Raw genomic sequence first — 19,252 nt, 5'->3', positions numbered from 1 at the left:
AGGACCCTTCGTGAAGAAGTCTCTGACGAGCGTGTTGGCCATCACGGCCGCCTCTGCTCTCGCTCTCATCGGTTGCGCCGAAGCACCGAGCACCACCACCACAACGCCGGCAACCAGTGACACCACTGCCGCCGCCCCCGAGACCACCCCCGCCGGAACCGAGACCACCACGGCCGGCGCCGAGACCACCCCCGCCGAGACCAACGCTGCCGCTGCGGACTACACCGCGTGCATGGTCTCCGACGCAGGTGGCTTCGACGACAAGTCGTTCAACGAGACGGCCCACAACGGCATGATGCGGGCCAAGGACGAGCTCGGCATCCAGACCAACCAGATCGAGTCCAACGCCGAGGGCGAGTACGCCGGCAACGTCCAGGCGATGATCGACGCCAACTGCAACATTGTCATCACCGTCGGCTTCGCGCTCGCCACCGCCACGGAGGCCGCGGCCAAGCAGAACCCCGATGTCGACTTCGCGATCGTCGACTTCGGCTCCTTCGAGGGCGTCGACAACGCCAAGGGCCTGCTCTTCAACGCTGCTGAACCCTCCTTCCTCGCCGGCTACCTCGCCGCGGGCATGTCCGAGACCGGCACCGTCGGTACCTTCGGTGGCGCCAAGTACCCGACCGTGACGATCTTCATGGACGGCTTCCACCAGGGCGTCCAGTACTACAACGAGCAGAAGGGTGCCAGCGTCCAGCTGATCGGCTGGGACGAGGCGGCCCAGGACGGACAGTTCATCGGCGGCAACAACCCCTTCGGTGACATCCCCGGCGGCAAGAACACGGCCTCCACGCTGATCGCTCAGGGCGCCGACATCATCCTGCCGGTGGCCGGCCCCGCAGGCCTCGGCGCGCTGCAGGCGGCGCAGGAGTCCGGCGGCAAGGTCAAGGGCATCTGGGTCGACTCCGACGGCTTCGAGTCCACCGAGTACGGAGAGCACATCATCACCTCCGTGGAGAAGGGCATGGACGTCGCGGTGTTCGAGGCGATCCAGGCCTCGCTCGACGGCAACTTCGATTCGGAGCCCTACGTCGGCACGCTGGAGAACGGGGGCGTCTCGCTCTCCGAGTTCCACGACTTCGACGCCGAGGTCCCCGAGGAGCTGAAGAGCGAACTCGAGCAGATCAAGGCTGACATCGTCGCCGGCACGATCGAGATCACCTCGCCCAGCCAGCCGTGACCTCACGGTCAGCAGGCTCCTAGCTGACGGGGAGAGGGGCGCGGTGACGCGCCCCTCTCTTCGTCTCTCACACCATCATTCCTCGCTATTCTTCACCCAAACCAGCGTCGGCCGGCCTAGGAGGAACCATCCCGTGACTGCCACGAAAGAGCAGGCCCCGATTCTGTCGTTGAACGGGCTCACCAAGCGCTTCGGCGCACTCACCGCGAACGACTCGATCAGCATCGATGCTGTCCCGGGGCGAATCCACTGCCTCCTCGGCGAGAACGGCGCGGGTAAGTCCACCCTCATGAACATGGTCTTCGGGCTCCTCCAGCCTGATGAGGGCGAGATCAGGCTCGGCGACCAGGTGCTGAAGATCACCAACCCGAAGCAGGCCATGGCGGCCGGTATCGGCATGGTCCACCAGCACTTCATGCTGATCCCGGTCTTCACCGTCGCTGAGAACATGGTGCTCGGGCACGAGCCCGGCAGCGGCGGACTGCTCGACCTGAACTCCGCCCGCGAGATGGTGCGCGAGATCAGCGCGCGCTACAAGCTCGACGTCGATCCGGATGCGCTGGTCGAGGACCTGCCGGTCGGGATCCAGCAGCGCGTCGAGATCCTCAAGGCGCTCGCCAACGACGCCACATACCTCATCTTCGACGAGCCCACCGCGGTGCTCACGCCGCAGGAGATCGACGAACTCATGATCGTCATGAGGGCGCTGCGCGACGAGGGCCGGGCGATCATCTTCATCACCCACAAGCTCCGCGAGGTCCGCGAGGTGGCCGACGACATCACGGTCATCCGTCGCGGCAAGGTGGTCGGGCAGGCCGACCCCTCCGCCTCCGAGGCCGAGCTCGCCTCGATGATGGTCGGGCGCGCTGTCGACCTGAAGGTCCACAAGAAGGAGGCAGAGCCCGGCGACGAGCGCCTGGTCATCTCCAACCTCACCGTCGCCAGCCCCTCCGGCAACGTCGCCGTCGACGATCTCAGCCTGACCGTCCGCGGCGGGGAGATCGTCTGCATCGCGGGCGTGCAGGGCAACGGCCAGACGGAGTTGGCCGAATCGCTGCTCGGCACCATGACCCCGTTGCGGGGCAGCATCGTGCTGGACGGCAAGAACATCACCTACGACAAGCCAGCCAAGACGATCGGGGCAGGGCTCGGCTTCGTGCCGGAGGACCGCCACCGCGACGGTTTCGTGGGCGAGTTCTCGATCGCCGAAAACCTCATCCTCAACAACCTGAGTGAGTTCTCCCGGTACGGGTCGCTCGACCTCAAGCGGATCGAGGAGAACGCGAAGGCCAGGATCGAGGAGTTCGACATCCGGGCCGGCTCGCACACCCAGCCGGTCAGCTCGCTGTCGGGCGGTAACCAACAGAAGGTCGTTCTGGCGCGGGAGTTGTCCCGCTCTCTGTCGCTGCTGCTCGCCAGCCAGCCGACCCGAGGCGTCGACGTCGGCGCCATCGAATTCCTCCACAGCCGGCTGGTCGAGGAACGCGACCGCGGCACCGCCGTGCTGATCGTCTCCACCGAACTGGAGGAGGTCGAGTCCCTCGCCGACCGCATCGCGGTGATGTACCGCGGCAAGATCGTCGGCGTCGTCCCGTCCGATACCCCGCGTGACGTGTTGGGCCTCATGATGGCCGGCATCCCGCACGACGAGGCCAGCGCCACCGTGAAGGAGCCCCGCGCATGAGCGAGCAACCCCACAAGAGCACCGAGCAGCCCCCGGCGCCCGAATCGACCGTCACAGAGCCGGTGGTGGCGGCACCACGGACCAGGCAGCCGCGCCCGAGCTGGGTCAACACGCTGATCATCACGATCGCCTCGCTGCTCCTGGCGTTCATCGTCGCCGCCGTCGTCATGGTCTTCTCCGACGCCGAGGTGGCAGCGACGTGGGCCTACTTCTTCGCCCAGCCGGGAGACGCGCTGGCCGCGTCGTGGGACAAGATCGCCTCCACCTTCTACGCCATGTACGTGGGCTCCATGGGGTCCTGGGTAGCCATCACGAACACCACGGCTGAGGCAGCGCCGCTGATCTGCGCCGGCCTCGGCGTGGCCGTGGCCTTCCGCGCCGGCCTGTTCAACATCGGCGCGCAGGGCCAGGCGATGCTGGGGGCACTGAGCGCAGCCTTCCTGGGGTTCAGCGTCAAGGGCCTCCCGCTCTTCCTCCACCTGCCCCTCGTGATCCTCGTCGGCATCCTCGCGGGCGCGATCTGGGGTGGCATCGTCGGGCTGATCAAGGCGCGCACGGGCGCCCACGAGGTCATCTTGACCATCATGATGAACTACATCGCGGGAAGCCTGCTGGCCTTCCTCATGCTGCAACCCCTCTTCCAGGCCCCCGGCCGTGTGGACCCCATCTCCCCGGTCCTGGAGTGGACAGCCACCATGCCCCGCATCGACGGCACGCGCCTCCACCTGGGCTTCATCCTCGCCCTGCTCGCGGCTCTGCTCGTGTGGTGGCTGCTCGAGCGCACCAAGTTCGGCATCCACCTCAAAGCAGTCGGCCTCAACCCGAACGCGGCCGCTACGGCGGGCGCCAGCGTCCCTGTCATCACGATGCTCAGCATGAGCCTGGCCGGCGCGCTGGCAGGGCTCGGCGGGGTGCAGATGGTGACGGCACCGGAACTCCTCACCGGATTCCCCCCACAGATGACCGGCACCATCATCGGCACGCTCGGGTTCGACGCCATCACCGTGGCGCTCCTCGGGCGCTCCCGGCCGCTCGGCGTGGTCTTCGCGGGCCTGCTCTTCGGAGCCCTCAAGGCATCGCGCCGAACGATGGTGACGATGGCAGGCACCCCTGACCGCCTGACCGACCTCATCCAGGCCCTCATTGTTCTCTTCGTGGCCGCACCGGCGTTCGTCGTCTGGGTGCTGCCGTTCCTCAAGGAACGCAAGGCCAAGCGCGTCGTGGCCGAATCCAGGAAGGTGGCCGCAGCATGAGCACCGCGATCATCCCGCCGTCCGTTGAGCGGGCCCGTATGGAGTCCCCCGAGGGGCGTAAGCAGCGCCGTAGCATCGGCATCCTGCTGACCCTTCTCGGCGCGGTGCTGGCATTCCTGGCCTTCACCACCAACGACACCGGACGCATCGCCCTGTCCGACGTGTTCGCCGACGTCAAACTCCCGACCCTCGAGGTGCCGGGCCTACCGACGGTGCTGCTGTGCGCGCTGCTGGTGCTCGGGGCGGGCATCGGCTACCTGACCGGCAAGGTGAGCGGCCGCGCCCGCACCATCGCAGCCACCGTGGCCGGGATCGGAATCCTGGTCGGCTTCATCGTCTGGGCGGCGGCCAGCTCAACGCTGCCGTTCACTCTCACGAGCCAGCTCAACCTGACCCTCGAGTACGCCACGCCGCTGTTGTTCGGCGTGCTGGCCGGCGTGCTGTCCGAGCGTGCCGGCGTCGTGAACATCGCGATCGAGGGCCAGTTCCTCACCGCGGCCTTCGCGGCCTCCCTCACCTACTCGATCACCCGTTCGTTCATCGCCGCTCTCTTCGCGGCCGCCCTCGCGGGCCTGTTGATGGGCGGCGTGCTGGCCTTGTTCACGCTGCGCTACCTGGTCGACCACGTCATCATCGGCGTCGTCGTCAACCTGCTGGCGACCGGCCTGACCGGGTTCATCTACCAGCAGCTGGTGGTGCAGGATCTGGCGAGCTACGGCAACGTGCAACCGATGTCCCCCCTCCGGATTCCGCTACTTGAGTCCATCCCGTTCCTCGGGCCCATCCTGTTCACGCAGAAGCCGCTCACCTACGGGGGCATCCTCTCGGTGGCGCTCGTGTGGTTCCTCATCTACCGCACCAAGTGGGGGCTGAGGGTGCGCTCGGTGGGCGAGCACCCACACGCTGCCGATACCGTCGGCATCAACGTGATCTCCACCAAGACCCAGGCGGTTCTGCTCGGGGGCCTGTTCGCTGGGCTCGGCGGGGCGTACTTCACGATCGGTTCGGTCGGCGCGTTCCAAGACAACAACCCGACGGCGGGCAACGGATTCATCGCGCTGGCGGCTGTGATCATGGGCCGCTGGCATCCTGTGCTGGCAGCCATGATGGCGTTGTTCTTCGGGTTCGCCCGCGCTCTGGCCCAGTCCACCAAGCCGATGCAGCTGCCGATCCCGTCGGACTTCATCGAGATGCTGCCCTACCTGGCCACCATCATCGCCGTGGCGGGACTCGTCGGACGTGTCCGCGCGCCGGCGGCCGATGGCGCGCACTTCGTGAAGACCCACTGATGAACGTCGACTGGGACTCGCTCCGGGCGGCGGCCAACGACATGGCGGCACGCGCCTACGCCCCGTACTCCGGTTACCCGGTGGGGGCGGCGGCGCTCGTCGACGACGGCCGGGTCGTGGCGGGCTGCAACGTGGAGAACGCTGCCTACGGAGTCACGCTGTGCGCCGAGTGCGGGCTGATCTCGTCGCTCGTGGCCGGTGGCGGCGGGCGGCTCGTCGCCTTCACGTGCGTTAACGGCGAGGGCACTGTGATCACGCCGTGCGGCCGGTGCCGGCAGTTGCTCTTTGAGCACGGCGGCCGCGAACTGGTCCTCGAGACGCCGGCCGGCTTCCGGACACTCGACGAGATGCTGCCGCAGGGCTTCGGGCCGGCGGACCTCAACGCCTTCGACTGACGCGTCAGTGATCGGCCCCGACGCCCTTCGACGTCGGGGACGATCAACGTCACTGGTAGGACACGAAGTCCGGCATCGGGACGACCTGATCCAACGTCTGCGCCGGCGTCAGCATCGGCAGGTCCTCGTCCTCGAAGTTCTTCCAACCGAGGTAGACCCGAGGGGGCAGATCCTGCAGGATCCGCTGCCAGGTGCCCTGCTTGGCGCCCTGGGAACCGAGGCCGTCCACGTGGACCATGTACTGGATCTCGTCGTGGCTGGTGTCCAAGAGTTCGCGGTTGATGATCATCCGGGGCTGGAACTGGTGGAGGGTCAGCACCTTGGGCGGGAGGTTGTTGTCGCGCACGAGCTGGGCCAGCCAGGCGCCGACCTCGTTGACCTCTTCGATCTCCACCTGCCCGATCTGGACCATGTGTCTCTGACCGGGCTGGAGCCGCCATTCGGGGTCCAGCGCGAGGCCCACCCAGGGCCGCTTGAGTAGTTCCTCGTACCGCTTGGCCTGGTCGAGGAAGGTGGAGCGGCCGGGCTGGAGGTCGAGGACGACGTAGATGTCGTTGGCCTCGGCCGCCTCGATGAACGGCAGGACGCGCTCGAACGAGGAGAGGATCGAGTAGTTGCCATCACTGCCGGCGCTGGCCGATGCGATGGTGGTGATGATCTCGAAGGCGCCGATGAAGTTCTCTTCGGGCCGGAGCGCCTGATACTCGGCCACCAGCGTCTGGAGCCGCGCCACCGACTCCTCGGGCGACTGCTCTCCCATCATGCCGAGCACCGGCGCGCCGGGATGGCCGTAGAGGGCGATCATGCGCCGCCCCGGGAACGGCGTGACCCCGCCGCCGGGCAACTCGGCGGCCGTGCGGGCGACCGCGACGCGCGAGGCGAGGGTGGTGTCGTCGCCGAACGAGCTGCCGAGCGCGACGACGGATTCGCTGGCCTTCGCTGCGGCGACCGACTCTGCGGTTTCCCCAGGATGGCCGGAGACGGTGCGGATCGGCGTGACGCCGGCGGCGGACAGGACGGCGCGGATCTCCGGGGCGAGCTCATCGGCGTCGGTGTAGACGGCGATGGCGGCGGGCTGGGGCGTCCGCGGCAGGCCGGGCAGCTCCGGTAGCGCGGAGGGGTCGTCGGGTCCTGCGATGAGCTCGCGGTCACCGACGTCGAGGCCGTCGGCGGGGTAGCCGATGACCGTGCGCGTCTCCAGCCGATCCAGCTCAGCGAGGAGCGACGGACCTGCGAGAAGCAGCGGCAGGCCCAGCGCGAGCGCAGCCTCGGTGGCCGACGCGAGCGGGTCCCCAGCCGGCGTGGTGGCAGTGGTGGACGGCGTGGGGCTGGGACTGGCGCTGGCTGAGCCCGCGGGCGAGGTCTGCGGAGCTGAGCCGGTGGGGTCCGGGGTGGGTGCCGCTGCTGGACTGGCCACCACGACCGCCGTGGCCGACTGGATGAGAGCCGCCGTCAGCGCTGACCCGCTTGACTCGTCCAGAGGAAGGACGCTGTCTGCCTCGGGGACGCGCAGCGTCACGGAATGGGTGTCGTCGGGTACCGCCTCCGAGGTGGCGGCAGTCGCGGACGTGTCACCGCTCGCGGCAGTGGACCCAGTCCCGGTTGGGGGAGGGGGCGTCTGCGGCGAGCAGCCGGTCAGGTACAGGACTGAACCGACCGTTGAGCCGGCGAGCAGGGTGCGTCTGGAGAGCTGAACCACCACGCCAGCATCGCACAGGCTGCGCGCCGAGCGAAGCAGCGGCGCGGCTACCCAGTAGCCTTCAGTCATCGAAAGGGGCGATGTGGACATCGACGACATCCGGCGGCTGCCCAAGGTTGCGCTGCACGACCACCTCGACGGAGGCCTGCGGCCCCAGACGGTGATCGACCTGTGCACCGAGAACGGGCACCCGCTACCGACGACGGATGCCGACGAACTCTCGGACTGGTTCTTCGAGGCGGCAGACTCCGGCTCGCTGGTGCGGTACCTGGAGACGTTCGAACACACGGTGGCCGCGATGCAGACGACCGCGCAACTGGCGAGGGTGGCGCACGAGTTCGTCGTCGACCAGGCGCTCGACGGGGTGGTCTACGCAGAGGCGCGGTACTCCCCGCAGCTCCACCGACAGCAGGGTCTGACGCTCGAAAAAGTCGTCGAGGCCGTGCGCGATGGGCTGATGAGCGGGATGGCGGAGGCCTCCCGCCGCGGACATCACATCACCGCACGCCAGATCGTGACGTCGATGCGCCACACCGAGCCGACGCTGGACACCGCCCGGCTGGCGCTGGCCTACCGCGACGACTCCGTGTGCGGGTTCGACATCGCGGGCGCGGAGGACGGGTTCCCGCCGTCGCGATTCGCCGACGCCTTCGACTTCCTCAAGCGCAACAACATGTTCTTCACGATCCACGCGGGCGAGGCGTTCGGTCTGCCGTCGATCTGGGAGGCGGTGCAGGTGTGCGGTGCCGATCGCCTGGGCCACGGGGTTCGGATCGTCGAGGACATCACCATCGACGAGGACACCGCGCGGCTCGGCAGGCTCGCGGCCTATGTCCGAGACGCCCGGATCCCGCTGGAGGTCGCACCCTCGTCGAATCTGCAGACAGGTATCGCGGCCACGATGTCCGAGCACCCCGTCGGGTTGCTCCGGGATCTCCAGTTCAACGTGACGATCAACTGCGACAACCGGTTGATGAGCCGCACCACGATGTCTCGGGAGTTCGCCCTCCTGGTGGAGGCGTTCGGGTGGGACAAGGCGGACATCGAGTGGTGCACGATCAACGCGATGCGCGCCGCGTTCCTCCCACATGATCACCGCGAGTCGATCGTGCGCGAGGTGATCCGGCCGGCCTACCGCGCCTGAGCCCGGATCCACCTAACGGTGGACCCAGCGCGCTCGCCGGGCGGGGATCGCCGTGGAAGAGTCGGAGCATGCTTGATCGACTCTTCAACGCCGCCGCCCTCTGGACCGCACTCGGCCTCCTCTCCGGCTTCTACTGGCGAGAAATCACGAAGTTCAGCGGCTTCGAGGACCGCTCGGAGACGATGCTGGCCACCGCACACACCCACGCCCTGTCCCTGGGCACCCTGGTCCTGCTGGCAGTACTGGCGCTGGCGAAGACGTTCGGGATCGCGGAGAAATCGGGGCGCCTCTTCGTCACGCTCTGGCACGTCGGCCTCGGCCTCACGTTCGGCGCGATGGTCGTCAAGGGCACCCTCCAGGTGCTTGGAGTTCCGCTCGCCGAGTCGGCCATGTGGGCAGGAATCGGTGGACTGGGGCACATGGTCATCACCGGCACCCTCGTGTACTTTTTCGTGATCCTGCGCAGAGCGCTGAAGACCACCGACGCCACCGCCACGCTCCCCGCTACCGTGGAGCCGTGAGACCAGTCCAGTTGCGATCTGGCGCCCGTCACGCGCCTGCCCGCTGGTCCGCGTCCTGGTGGCTCCGGCTGGGTCAGGTGGTGATGTTCGTCGGGCTTCTCGGCATCGCCACCGGCATGGCGTGGCACGAGCAGGCGGGCGCGCTGGTCTATTCCCTGGCCGCCGTCCTGCTGGTGGCGTTCCTGGCCGGGATGGCCGCGGCCGACTCAATGGGCGTCGCCGGGCGGCTCACGTGGGTGAGCCTCCTGCTCCTCGGCAACTCAGCCCTGGTCCTCCTCAACGACAGTTTCCTGTGGGTGGCGTTTCCGTTGTGGACCCTTGCCGGCGCGGTCCTACCCCTGCTGGCCTCCCTTCTGCTGACGGCGACGACCGCGGCACTGATCATCACCGTCCTCGCGATGACCGGGGGCGAGTCGGTGGCCGCTGCCCTCGGGCCGCTGGCCGGGGCTGCGATCGCGCTGGGGCTGGCCCGCGGTGTGCAGCAGTTCGAGCACGAAGCGTCCGAGCATCGTCGACTTCTGGACGAGGTGATCCGCGCTCAGGACGAGACCGCCCGGCTCCAGCGCGAGGCCGGCGTCCTCTCCGAGCGCACCCGGCTGGCGCACGACATCCACGACACCCTCGCCCAGGCGTTCTCGTCGCTCGTGCTGCTGTCCCGCGCCGCGCGAAGGGATCCGGCGCACGCCGACCACCTCCTGGCGCAGATCGAGGACGCCGCGGCCGACGGTCTGGCCGAGTCCCGGCGGGTGGTCTACGCCCTGGCCCCGGAGGAGACCGCCGCTGGAGGCCTGGCCGGCCCGCTGCGTCGGCTCACCGAGGAGACGGCGGCCGCGATCGGCGCGGAGGTGAGCTTCACCGTCGACCCGGAACTGCCCAACCTCACCACGACCATCGAGGTGGCCCTGCTGCGTGCCGCGCAGGGAACCCTCGCCAACGTCCGCCAGCATTCCAGGGCCACCAGGCTCGCCGTCGAGTTGGCGCGCTCGGGCGACCTCGTGCTGCTCGACATCGTCGACGACGGCGTCGGCTTCGACCCCGGCCGTCAGTCGCGCCCGACCATGGAGGGCGGCTACGGCCTCAAGGCGCTCCGGGAGAGGCTAGCCAACCTCGGTGGGGGTCTCACCATCGAAACGGAGCCCGGTGGCGGGACCGCCGTCTCCATCCAACTGCCCATCACCCTGGAGGCGTCGTGATCCGAGTACTCGTGGTGGACGACCATCCGGTGGTCCGGTCCGGGTTGCGGGCCCTGCTGGCGGGCGAGCCGCGACTCGACGTGGTGGGGGCCGCCTCGACAGGCGAGGAGGCGCTCAGCATGGCCGCCGAACTGACGCCCGACGTGGTCTTGTGCGACCTGCGGCTCGGCGCGGGGCTCGACGGCGTAGGAGTCACTGCCGCACTGAGGCCCCACGGCCCGGCGGTGCTCATCCTGACCACCTACGACAACGATTCGGACATCGCTCGGGCCGTGCTGGCCGGTGCCGCGGGCTACCTTCTCAAGGACGCCGATCCATCGGTCATCGTGCAGGGGATAGCCGATGCCGCGGCCGGCAAGCTGGTCCTCAGCGTCGACCTCGAGGGGAGGGTGATCGAACGGCTGACCACGGGGGTCCCGAGCCTCAGTGCCCGGGAACTCGACGTGATGGGGCTCGTCGCCGAGGGACTCACCAACCGCGAGATAGCCCGACGACTGTTCATCTCGGAGGGCACCGTCAAGACGCATCTCGTCCACGCCTTCGCCAAACTGGGCGCCGACTCGCGGACGGGGGCGGTCGCCGCCGCACGCCGCCACGGACTCCTCCACTGAACCGAGGCGATCCTGCGCGGTAGCCTGTCGTGGTGATTGTTGCTGCCGCCGACGGATCCTCCCTCTCCAACCCTGGCCCCGCTGGCTGGGCGTGGTACATCAGCGACGACGCGTGGGCCGCTGGAGGCTGGGAGCACGGCACGAACAACATGGGCGAGCTCATGGCGGTCCTGGACCTGCTCCGCTCCACCGCCCACCTCGACGAGCCGCTGCGCATCCTGTGCGATTCCCAGTACGTCATCAACTCCCTGACCAAGTGGATGCCCGGCTGGAAGCGCAAAGGCTGGAAGAAGGGAGATGGGAAGCCGGTGCTCAACGTCGAGCTGATGAAGGATCTCGACGCCGCCATGCGCGGCCGCGAACTCGAATTCGAGTGGGTGAAGGGGCACGCCGGACACCGGATGAACGAAGCCGCCGACGAACGGGCACGCGCTGCTGCCACCGCCTATCAGCAGGGGCGTGAGCCCGACCACGGGCCGGGATTCCCGGAAGCGCCCCGCCCGCTCGGGCGACGCGACTTCCTGGTCGGGCAGAGCGACCCGGAGCCCGACCTGTTCACCTTCGCCGACGACGCGGCGGACGCGCCCAGGGCCGTGGAGGGGTCCGCGCCTCCCCGGATGAAGGCGCGCCTGGTCACCCTCACGAGAGACTCGGTCCTCAACCCACTCGAGACCCCGCTCCATCCCGACTACGTGGGTCACGCCGGCGGCGCGGTCACGGACTCCGGCGTGCCGTGGCGGGCCGGCGGCGAGCTGGAACTGCTCGCGATCGATCAGCTGGCCCCAGGGGTGGGGCTCGCGCGCTGGCGGCTCCGGGAGGCGCTGCACTCGGCGGTTTGGGTGGAGCTGCCGTCCGGCTGGTGCCTGCGCTTCGCCCAGTAGGAGGGCGCAGTCCTGCCCGGCCCGGCCGGGATGGCGGCACGGCCCGGCGGCGATAGGATGACGCCCATGGTCCACGTTCTTGCCGCCGTCGCCTGGCCTTACGCCAACGGCCCCCGCCACATCGGTCACGTCTCCGGCTTCGGGGTGCCCTCCGACGTGTTCTCCCGCTACATGCGCATGGCGGGCCACGACGTCCTGATGGTCTCGGGCTCGGACGAGCATGGGACCGCCATCCAGGTGAAGGCCGACTCCGAGGGGCTGACCGCTCGCCAGACTGCCGACAAGTACCACGCGCAGATCGTTGCCGATCTCCAGGGCCTCGGGCTCAGCTACGACCTCTACACGCGGACCACGACCCCCAATCACTACGCCGTCGTGCAGGAGATCTTCACCGCCCTGCACGAGAACGGGTACGTGGTGGCCAAGACGCAGATGGGCGCCATTTCCCCGTCGACCGGCCGCACGCTGCCCGACCGGTTCATCGAGGGCACGTGCCCGATCTGCGGCTACGACAACGCGCGCGGCGATCAGTGCGACAAGTGCGGCAACCAACTGGACCCCGCCGACCTGATCGACCCGAAGTCCAAGATGAACGGCGAGACGCCGGAGTTCGTGGAGACCGAGCACTTCTTCCTGGACCTGCCCAAGCTGGCGCCCATGCTCACCCAGTGGCTGGACAGCCGGGAGGACTGGCGGCCCAACGTGCTGAAGTTCAGCCACAACCTCCTGGAGAACATCAGGGAGCGGGCCATCACCCGCGACCTCGACTGGGGCGTCCCGGTGCCGCTCGACGGCTGGCGGGACGCGCCGATGAAGCGGATCTATGTGTGGTTCGACGCGGTCATCGGTTACCTCTCGGCCTCGGTCGAATGGGCCAAGCGCTCCGGTGACCCGGAGGCCTGGCGCCGCTTCTGGAACTCCGAGGAGGCGCGCTCCTACTACTTCATGGGGAAAGACAACATCGTCTTCCACTCGGTGATCTGGCCGGGCATCCTGCTCGGTGCCAACGGGCAGGGCGAGCTGGGCGGCGAGGTCCGCGACGCGCTGGGTGAGCTGCAGCTCCCCACCGAAGTGGTGAGCTCCGAGTTCATGACGATGAAGGGCTCGAAGGTCTCCAGCTCGCGCGGCGCGTCGATCTTCGTGGGGCAGTTCCTTGACGAATTCGGGCCCGACGCGCTGCGGTACTACATCGCCGTCGCCGGGCCGGAGAACCAGGACACCGACTTCACCTGGGACGAGTTCGTGCGCCGCATCAACTTCGAGCTGGCCAACGAATGGGGCAACCTGGTCAACCGCTCGATCTCGATGGCCCACAAGAACGTCGGAGCCATCCCGGCCGCCGGCGACCTCACCGACGACGATCGGGCGCTCCTGGACCAGTGCACTGCAGCCTTCGACGTGGTGGGCGATCACATCGCCGCCCGCCGGTTCAAGGCCGGCATCTCCGAGGCCATGCGCATCGTGGGCCTGGCGAACAAGTACCTCTCTGACCAGGAGCCCTGGAAGCTGAAGGACGACGTGGCCCGGCGGGACACCGTGCTGCACGTGGCGCTGCAGGTGGTGTCCGACTGCAACACGCTGCTCACGCCGTACCTTCCGCATTCGGCGCAGAAGGTCTTCGAAGCGCTCGGTAACGACGGCGTCTGGGCCGCCCAGCCGCAGATCGTCGACGTCACCGACGGGGAGCTGACCTACCCGACCCTCCAGGGCGACTACACCGCCCAGCAGGCCACCTGGGCGCCGCGCCCGATCGTCGCCGGCACTCCGCTCGCGAAGCCGAGCCCCCTGTTCGCCAAGCTCGACGAGAAGCTGGGAGAGACCGGCCCTTCCTGGGCCCCGATCGCCTGACCCCAGGCGCTGAGCACCCGAGAGCGGCTCGACCGGCAGATCTGACAGCGACTACACCACCAGATCCGCCGGTCGACGCTACGCAGGTCCTACCGCGGTGTTGTTCCGCGGTCAGACGACGGCGGCGTCGGCGGCCCGCGAGACTGCCCGCATCGCCTGGCTCATCGAGGCAGGGCTGAAGCCCGCCTCCAGGGCCGCCCGACGCTGCTGAGGCTCGCCCCGATACAGGGCGATTCCTCGGCGCAGCAGCACCCACGGAGTCTTGCGCCGCTCGCGCAGGTCACGGCTCAACCTGCGGACGAAGTTGGCAGGCCTCGCCCGGTCGAGCCACAGCGCCTCCACTCGCATGCCGGCGGCGCGCGCGGCCGGGCAGGTCTGGGTGGCGAAGATGCCCTCGGCGATGACGAGGTCGGAGTCGCCGAGTTCGATCCGCCGGACACCGACGCGGCGTGACCGGGAGATGTCGTAGACCGGCACCTCCGCGGCTCCGTCACGCAGTAGCTGCCCGAGGGTGGTGATGGCCAGCTGGAGGTCCCAGGTGGCGGGATCATCCCAGTCAGGGATGCCCATTGGCGTTGTGGGCAGGTCCGGGTGGTCGGCGTCGAAATAGAAGTCGTCCAGCGAGAGGGACGCCGCCCGGCCGTGGGTGACGGCCGTGCGGGTGAGGCGTGACTTGCCGCTCCCCGACGGCCCGGCGATCAGCAGCAGCGTCCGGGTCATGCGGGCCAGCGTAGTGCCCCGCGCGCAGGACTTACCAGGAGCCTCCGCCACCGCCGCCGAAGCCGCCGCCGCCGCTGAAGCCGGAGAAGCCGGAGGAGCCTGCGGTGGCGGCGCTCACACCGTCCATCCTTGCGGCGTTCATGGCGTCGGACATCGAGTGCGTCAGGTTGTTCATGGCATTCGCGAAGTAGAACCCGTGCATGAGGTCAGCGCCGACGTACCAGGAGGTGTCGGCCCGGTAGAGACCCTGCTCGCCCAACTGGGCGAAGAGCGTCGTCCACCGGTCGGCCACCCCGAACACCATGGCGTACGGCAGGTACTTGCTGAAGATGTCCTCGCCCTCCTCGAACTGGAGGGTCTCCTTCTCGGCGGTGCGCAGGTACAGCTCGAAGCCCTTCGCCTGGGCGAGGTAGGCCGATCCCCGCGCAGTGCGCTTGCGGAACTTGCCCGAGATCGCGATGAGCCCGATCCCGAGGACGGCCAACGGGATGCCTACGAGCCCCCACCCGAACTGGGCGAGGAACAGCGTCGCCATCACGCCTGCGGCGATGATGAGCCCGCCGAGCATCATCGGCACCAGTTGGGCCGTCGTGGGGTTGCTCTTGAACCAGCCCTTGTCGACGACAGCCTGATAGAGCCCGGTGCGGGCGTTCGGCAGCACCTCGGCGAACTTCGCCTTGCGCAGCTGCCTCGACGTGCGCGTGTGGGCGCCCTGGAAGATGTCGGCCAGCAGCCGCTTCTCGTACGGCGCGAGCTCGTTCGTCGGCTTCCCGAGCGCCTCGAGGACGAACTCATTCTTGCCGTCGGAGCGGATCCGAAGGTAGTGCCGGACCGCAAGGTCGACGATGGTCGCCGACACGTCGATGTTGTCGGCCGTGGTGTCCATGAGCGTTCCGATCTCGCCCGGCGTCGCACCCTTGGGCGGATGGAACTGGACGGTGACCGGATACTTACCGCTCTGCTGGCCGATGTTGGCCGTCTCGCCGGCTGCAGGAAGAAGCCCCGGGGTGAGGCCCAGGTAGACGTCGTCGCGGGCGTGCCGGCGGCGGATCGCGAAAACACCGGCAAGCGCGGCGACCAGACCGGCTCCGGTGAGCGCCCCGGTGGTCGGCGTCAGTTCGAAGGCGTTGGCGGCCGTGACCCGGCGCTCCTTCTGCTGCTCGACTCCTCCGAACGTCAGCGCCGGGAAGCCTGCGACCACCTGCATGCGCTCGCGGGGGTTCAACGACGCAACGCTGAACTCGGCGGTGTTACCGGACTGCGACGACTCGCACGGAGTGCGGGTGTCGGGACCGTGGAAGCACGCTGTCTGCTCGATCGCTGCGGGCCCCGTGACGGTGACCCGGACATCGGAGAAGCGGGATCGCCAGCCCGGGCCGATCGCGTCCCAGTTGAACTCGTCGAGGCCGGACGTCGGATGGTCGGAGACGATGAAACCCGTCACGTCGTAGGAGATCACATAGTTGTGCGGCTGCCGGTTGACGATGTCCTCGCGGCCGACACGGATGGCCATCAGGTCGCCGTCACGCTCCTGCACCGCGTTCGCGTTCGCACCGGTGGGGGAGCTGACCGTGAAGTTGGAGTAGTCGAACACATAGTTCTCATCCGGGTTGGCGCCGTCGGCCTGCCTCAGCGGGAAGGTGAGGATCGGGCCGCGCCCCGCCACCACGGAGAAGTCCATCACCATGTCGATGCGGATCTGAGCCACGCCCTGCTCGGTCAGGTTCACGTCTACGTGATAGCGCGAGATGGGCGCCGAGTCCTCCGCGGCGGCGGGGAGCGACACCGCCCACACCGTCATCAAAGCCAGCAACAACGCAGCGAGCCCGGCACGCATCTTAGTCATGCTTCAACTGTAGCCACCGCGCAAGTCAGGCGGGCCCAGCCGCTGGCGTCAGGCCTGCACCTCGTCCGGCGGGACGGGCACCACGACCCCATCGACTAAACGGAAGTACTCCGGCCAGGCGGTCTGGGTGCGCCCCTGACCGTCCGACAGTTCCACGGTGGTGTGGACCTCCCAGATCTCGTTCGCCAAGGGCCGGACGCTCACCGACGCCGAGTCGACGGTCAAGCCCTCACCGGCGAAGAAGTCGCGCCCCGCATCGACGCTCTGTGCGACGGCGGCAGGCAGCGCTCCCGAGGCTGCGGGATCACCTGCCCAGGCCCGCTCAATAGTGGGGCCGAGGTCAGCTGTGATCGTAGGTGCCTGGCTGTTGCCCGTGGGCAGGAAGCTGAGCAGCGTGGTGGCGCCCATCCCCAGGATGAGCATGAGCGCCACCACCGCGGCCAGTGTCCGTTTTCCGAGCATCAGCCGACTCTACCCGGTCACACGCCGAGGGCCTGCGCCATCTCCGAGCGCAGCGCCGCCAGCCGGCCTCCGGCCACCTCGCGCGCCCGGGCGACGTCGGCCGACTCCTCCGGGGTGAGCCGCACCTCGAGGTAGCACTTCAGCTTCGGCTCGGTGCCGGAGGGACGGGCCACCACGTGCAGGGTTTCTCCGATGAGTTCGACGGCGTCGGTCGGAGGAAGGGAACCCGAGCCGAGCGCAAGGTCGACCACCTCCACCGGCTCACCCAACAGCTCGCTAGGTGGGTTGCCGCGCAGACGGGCCATGGCGTCGGCGATGAGCTGCAGGTCAGCGACACGGACGGACAACTGGGAGGTGGCGGTGAGCCCGAACTCCCGAGCGATCTCATCCAGACGATCGGCCAGCGTACGACCCTGAGCCTTCAATTCGGCCACGATCCGCAGCACGGTGACCGCCGCGGTGATGCCGTCCTTGTCGGGCACTGCGCGGGAATCGCAGCAGTAACCGATGGCCTCTTCGTACCCGAAGGCCAGGTCGGGGACGCGCCCGATCCACTTGAACCCCGTCAGCGTCGTGGTGTGCTCCCGGCCGGCGGCCTGCGCCATCCGGGCCAGGAGTGTCGAGGACACCACGGAGTTGGCGAACACCCCCGGCACGTCGCGTGCGATGGCGTCGGCGCCGAGCAGTGTGCCCAGCTCGTCGCCGGTCAGCATCCGCCATCCGCCGTCGACGACCGCAGCGACCGCGCACCGGTCGGCGTCGGGGTCGTTGGCGATCACGACGTCGGCACCCTCGGCCTCGGCGAGTGCGACGGCGAGGTCGATGGCGCCCTTCTCCTCCGGGTTGGGGAAGGACACGGTCGGGAAGTCGGCGTTGGGTTCGGCCTGCTCGGGGACCTCGCGGCCGGCAGGCAGCCCGATCGCCTCGGCCACGGTCCGCATGGTCTTGGCACCGACGCCGTGCATGGCGGTGTGCACCCAGACGAGATCGCGCGGCGCCTCCGGCGGGTATAGGGACGCGGCACGCGCCACGTACGCCCGGACCAGTTCGTCCTGGACGTCGGTCCGGGCCGAGGCACGCGGGGCGTTCGCCCAGCGTCCGGACGCGACGGCGGCGATCTCAGCGGCGATCTCCTGATCGGTGGGGGGCACGATCTGTGAGCCATCGCCCAGATAGACCTTGTACCCGTTGTCCTGGGGTGGGTTGTGCGAGGCGGTCACCACCACGCCGGCCACGCACCCGAAGTGCTGGATGCCGAACGCGATGACGGGGGTGGGCGTCGGCTCCGTCGTCCACAACACCTCGAATCCTTCGCCGGCCATGATCTGTGCGGTGTCGTCGGCGAACTCGGCCGACTTGTGGCGCGCGTCGTAGCCGACGATGACCTTGCCGCCCTCGTGCCCCTGCTTCTTCAGCCAGGCGGCGAATCCAGCCGCGGCCTGTGTCACCACGACGCGGTTCATCCGTGCCGGACCGGGCCCGATGGGTCCCCTGAGCCCGGCGGTCCCGAACTCCAGCGGTCCGGCGAAGGCCGACTCCAGTTCGGCGGTGGCCTTGGTGCGGATCTCATCGTTGTTGGCCTGCGCCTGCACGATCAGCTCGTCGAGCATGTCGGCGGTTTCGGGGTCGATGTCGGCTCGGCGCCACGCCTGAGCCGCAGCCAGAACGTCGTTCATCACAGCACCCCCACGATTCCCGCCAGCAGCCCGGCAAGGCGTGGTCCAGCGTCCTTCCCCGCCTGGAGTACCTCGGCGTGGTTGAGGTTCTCCTCGCTCAGCCCCGCCGCGGCGTTGGTCACCAGCGACAGCCCGAGCACCTCGAGACCGGCCTCTCGCGCGGCGATCGTCTCTAGCGTCGTCGACATACCGACCAGGTCGCCGCCGAGGATCCCCGCCATGCGGACCTCGGCCGGAGTTTCGTACTGGGGTCCGCGGAACTGCACGTAGACACCCTCCGGCAGATCCGGATCGACGGTGTGGGCGAGCTCGCGCAGGCGCTTGGAGTAGGCCTCGGACATGTCGATGAAGGTCGCGCCGCGAAGCGGGGTGTCGGACGTGAGATTGATGTGGTCGCCGATGAGCACCACGGTGCCCGGCGCCCAGGCCGGGTTGAGGCCGCCGCAGCCGTTGGTCAGCACGAGCGTCTCCGCCCCCCACTTCGCGGCGGTGCGCACGCCGTGCACGACGGGCTCGACGCCGCGGCCCTCGTAGTAGTGGGTGCGGCCGGTGAAGATGGCGGCCACCTTGCCGCCCTGTGTCCGAACCAGCTTGAGGGCACCTCCGTGCCCGCTGACGACCGGCTTGCTGAAGCCGGGGACGGCCCCCAGCTCGATCTCTCCGAGAGACTCTCCCAACTGGTCGGCCCCGGAAGACCAACCGGAGCCCAGGACGAGCGCCAGATCGATGCGATCTACGTCAAAATGCCGGCGGAGAAAGTCGGCGGCTTCCGCCGCCAGCTCGAAAGGATCATGCATCCTGCCAGCATAGGTGAGCCGACGTTCTGGCCGCGCGCGCTGTGGGAAGA

17 protein-coding genes are annotated in these 19,252 nt (G+C 68.6%); 11 read left to right on the top strand and 6 right to left on the bottom strand.

The features are described 5' to 3' along the window. Positions 1-10 precede the first annotated feature (10 nt). The 5 genes from RPIT_RS09690 to RPIT_RS09670 all read left to right on the top strand — a co-directional run bounded on the left by RPIT_RS09690 (position 11) and on the right by RPIT_RS09670 (position 5,804). Positions 11-1,183, top strand: a complete 1,173-nt coding sequence (locus tag RPIT_RS09690) for a BMP family lipoprotein (RefSeq protein ID WP_157633350.1) — start codon at positions 11-13, stop codon at positions 1,181-1,183. Positions 1,184-1,316: 133 nt separating this feature from the next. After that, positions 1,317-2,867: an ABC transporter ATP-binding protein gene (locus tag RPIT_RS09685; RefSeq protein WP_077342707.1), complete on the top strand. Its 1,551-nt coding sequence runs from the start codon at positions 1,317-1,319 to the stop codon at positions 2,865-2,867. After that, a complete protein-coding gene (locus RPIT_RS09680) occupies positions 2,864-4,120 on the top strand; it encodes an ABC transporter permease (protein ID WP_077342705.1) in 1,257 nt (418 codons plus the stop codon). Before RPIT_RS09685 ends, RPIT_RS09680 begins: the two co-directional genes overlap by 4 nt. Continuing rightward, the gene (locus RPIT_RS09675) at positions 4,117-5,409 is read left to right on the top strand and encodes an ABC transporter permease (protein ID WP_077342703.1); all 1,293 of its coding nucleotides are present in this window, start codon (positions 4,117-4,119) and stop codon (positions 5,407-5,409) included. Before RPIT_RS09680 ends, RPIT_RS09675 begins: the two co-directional genes overlap by 4 nt. After that, positions 5,409-5,804 carry a cytidine deaminase gene (locus tag RPIT_RS09670; RefSeq protein WP_077342702.1) on the top strand — a complete coding sequence of 132 codons (396 nt, stop codon included), beginning with the start codon at positions 5,409-5,411 and terminating at the stop codon, positions 5,802-5,804. The genes RPIT_RS09675 and RPIT_RS09670 overlap by 1 nt, the downstream gene beginning before the upstream one ends. Before the next feature lie 49 nt (positions 5,805-5,853). Here the strand turns inward: RPIT_RS09670 and RPIT_RS15965 are convergent, their stop codons facing one another. Next, positions 5,854-7,572, bottom strand: a complete 1,719-nt coding sequence (locus RPIT_RS15965; protein ID WP_077342700.1) for a hypothetical protein — start codon at positions 7,570-7,572, stop codon at positions 5,854-5,856. A 13-nt stretch (positions 7,573-7,585) separates the two neighbouring features. On the opposite strand from RPIT_RS15965, the gene RPIT_RS09660 reads away from it, so the two are divergent. From RPIT_RS09660 to metG, 6 genes are all read left to right on the top strand, one after another. Then, positions 7,586-8,647, top strand: a complete 1,062-nt coding sequence (locus RPIT_RS09660; RefSeq protein ID WP_077342698.1) for an adenosine deaminase — start codon at positions 7,586-7,588, stop codon at positions 8,645-8,647. Between the two features lie 68 nt (positions 8,648-8,715). Next, entirely contained in the window at positions 8,716-9,168 is a 453-nt protein-coding gene (locus RPIT_RS09655; RefSeq protein WP_077342696.1) for a DUF2871 family protein, read from the top strand. Beyond that, the gene (locus RPIT_RS09650) at positions 9,165-10,361 is read left to right on the top strand and encodes a sensor histidine kinase (RefSeq protein WP_143028197.1); all 1,197 of its coding nucleotides are present in this window, start codon (positions 9,165-9,167) and stop codon (positions 10,359-10,361) included. Before RPIT_RS09655 ends, RPIT_RS09650 begins: the two co-directional genes overlap by 4 nt. Then, positions 10,358-10,972 (top strand): response regulator, encoded by a 615-nt coding sequence (locus tag RPIT_RS09645; protein ID WP_077342692.1) that lies wholly within the window; start codon positions 10,358-10,360, stop codon positions 10,970-10,972. Before RPIT_RS09650 ends, RPIT_RS09645 begins: the two co-directional genes overlap by 4 nt. Positions 10,973-11,004: 32 nt before the next feature. Continuing rightward, positions 11,005-11,853, top strand: a complete 849-nt coding sequence (locus RPIT_RS09640) for a ribonuclease H family protein (RefSeq protein ID WP_077342690.1) — start codon at positions 11,005-11,007, stop codon at positions 11,851-11,853. 30 nt (positions 11,854-11,883) lie between these two features. Next, the gene (gene metG / locus RPIT_RS09635; protein ID WP_418361359.1) at positions 11,884-13,701 is read left to right on the top strand and encodes a methionine--tRNA ligase; all 1,818 of its coding nucleotides are present in this window, start codon (positions 11,884-11,886) and stop codon (positions 13,699-13,701) included. A 111-nt stretch (positions 13,702-13,812) separates the two neighbouring features. Here the strand turns inward: metG and RPIT_RS09630 are convergent, their stop codons facing one another. From RPIT_RS09630 to RPIT_RS09610, 5 genes are read right to left on the bottom strand one after another with little or no spacing between them, the layout of a single operon-like run. Then, the gene (locus RPIT_RS09630) at positions 13,813-14,421 is read right to left on the bottom strand and encodes a uridine kinase family protein (protein WP_077342686.1); all 609 of its coding nucleotides are present in this window, start codon (positions 14,419-14,421) and stop codon (positions 13,813-13,815) included. Positions 14,422-14,452: 31 nt separating this feature from the next. Continuing rightward, positions 14,453-16,267, bottom strand: coding sequence for a DUF2207 domain-containing protein (locus RPIT_RS09625; protein ID WP_077342684.1), 1,815 nt, complete (start codon positions 16,265-16,267; stop codon positions 14,453-14,455). 48 nt (positions 16,268-16,315) lie between these two features. Beyond that, the gene (locus RPIT_RS09620) at positions 16,316-16,729 is read right to left on the bottom strand and encodes a hypothetical protein (RefSeq protein WP_077342682.1); all 414 of its coding nucleotides are present in this window, start codon (positions 16,727-16,729) and stop codon (positions 16,316-16,318) included. A 17-nt stretch (positions 16,730-16,746) separates the two neighbouring features. Next, positions 16,747-18,405, bottom strand: a complete 1,659-nt coding sequence (locus tag RPIT_RS09615; protein ID WP_077342680.1) for a phospho-sugar mutase — start codon at positions 18,403-18,405, stop codon at positions 16,747-16,749. Then, positions 18,405-19,202 (bottom strand): purine-nucleoside phosphorylase, encoded by a 798-nt coding sequence (locus RPIT_RS09610; RefSeq protein ID WP_077342678.1) that lies wholly within the window; start codon positions 19,200-19,202, stop codon positions 18,405-18,407. The genes RPIT_RS09615 and RPIT_RS09610 overlap by 1 nt, the downstream gene beginning before the upstream one ends. Positions 19,203-19,252 lie beyond the last annotated feature (50 nt).

Source organism: Tessaracoccus flavus, assembly GCF_001997295.1.
In the GTDB taxonomy this organism is placed as follows: Bacteria; Actinomycetota; Actinomycetes; order Propionibacteriales; family Propionibacteriaceae; genus Arachnia; species Arachnia flava.
This window is presented reverse-complemented; position numbering and strand designations above follow the sequence as displayed.

What these genes read in the sequence shown, in the direction of transcription:
- RPIT_RS09680 (WP_077342705.1), top strand. Translation starts at nt 2,864, where the DNA reads ATGAGCGAGCAACCCCACAAGAGCACCGAGCAGCCCCCGGCGCCCGAA.
- RPIT_RS09675 (WP_077342703.1), top strand. Translation starts at nt 4,117, where the DNA reads ATGAGCACCGCGATCATCCCGCCGTCCGTTGAGCGGGCCCGTATGGAG.
- RPIT_RS09670 (WP_077342702.1), top strand. Translation starts at nt 5,409, where the DNA reads ATGAACGTCGACTGGGACTCGCTCCGGGCGGCGGCCAACGACATGGCG.
- RPIT_RS15965 (WP_077342700.1), bottom strand. Translation starts at nt 7,572, where the DNA reads ATGACTGAAGGCTACTGGGTAGCCGCGCCGCTGCTTCGCTCGGCGCGC.
- RPIT_RS09655 (WP_077342696.1), top strand. Translation starts at nt 8,716, where the DNA reads ATGCTTGATCGACTCTTCAACGCCGCCGCCCTCTGGACCGCACTCGGC.
- metG (WP_418361359.1), top strand. Translation starts at nt 11,884, where the DNA reads ATGGCGGCACGGCCCGGCGGCGATAGGATGACGCCCATGGTCCACGTT.
- RPIT_RS09630 (WP_077342686.1), bottom strand. Translation starts at nt 14,421, where the DNA reads ATGACCCGGACGCTGCTGCTGATCGCCGGGCCGTCGGGGAGCGGCAAG.
- RPIT_RS09625 (WP_077342684.1), bottom strand. Translation starts at nt 16,267, where the DNA reads ATGACTAAGATGCGTGCCGGGCTCGCTGCGTTGTTGCTGGCTTTGATG.
- RPIT_RS09620 (WP_077342682.1), bottom strand. Translation starts at nt 16,729, where the DNA reads ATGCTCGGAAAACGGACACTGGCCGCGGTGGTGGCGCTCATGCTCATC.
- RPIT_RS09615 (WP_077342680.1), bottom strand. Translation starts at nt 18,405, where the DNA reads ATGAACGACGTTCTGGCTGCGGCTCAGGCGTGGCGCCGAGCCGACATC.
- RPIT_RS09610 (WP_077342678.1), bottom strand. Translation starts at nt 19,202, where the DNA reads ATGCATGATCCTTTCGAGCTGGCGGCGGAAGCCGCCGACTTTCTCCGC.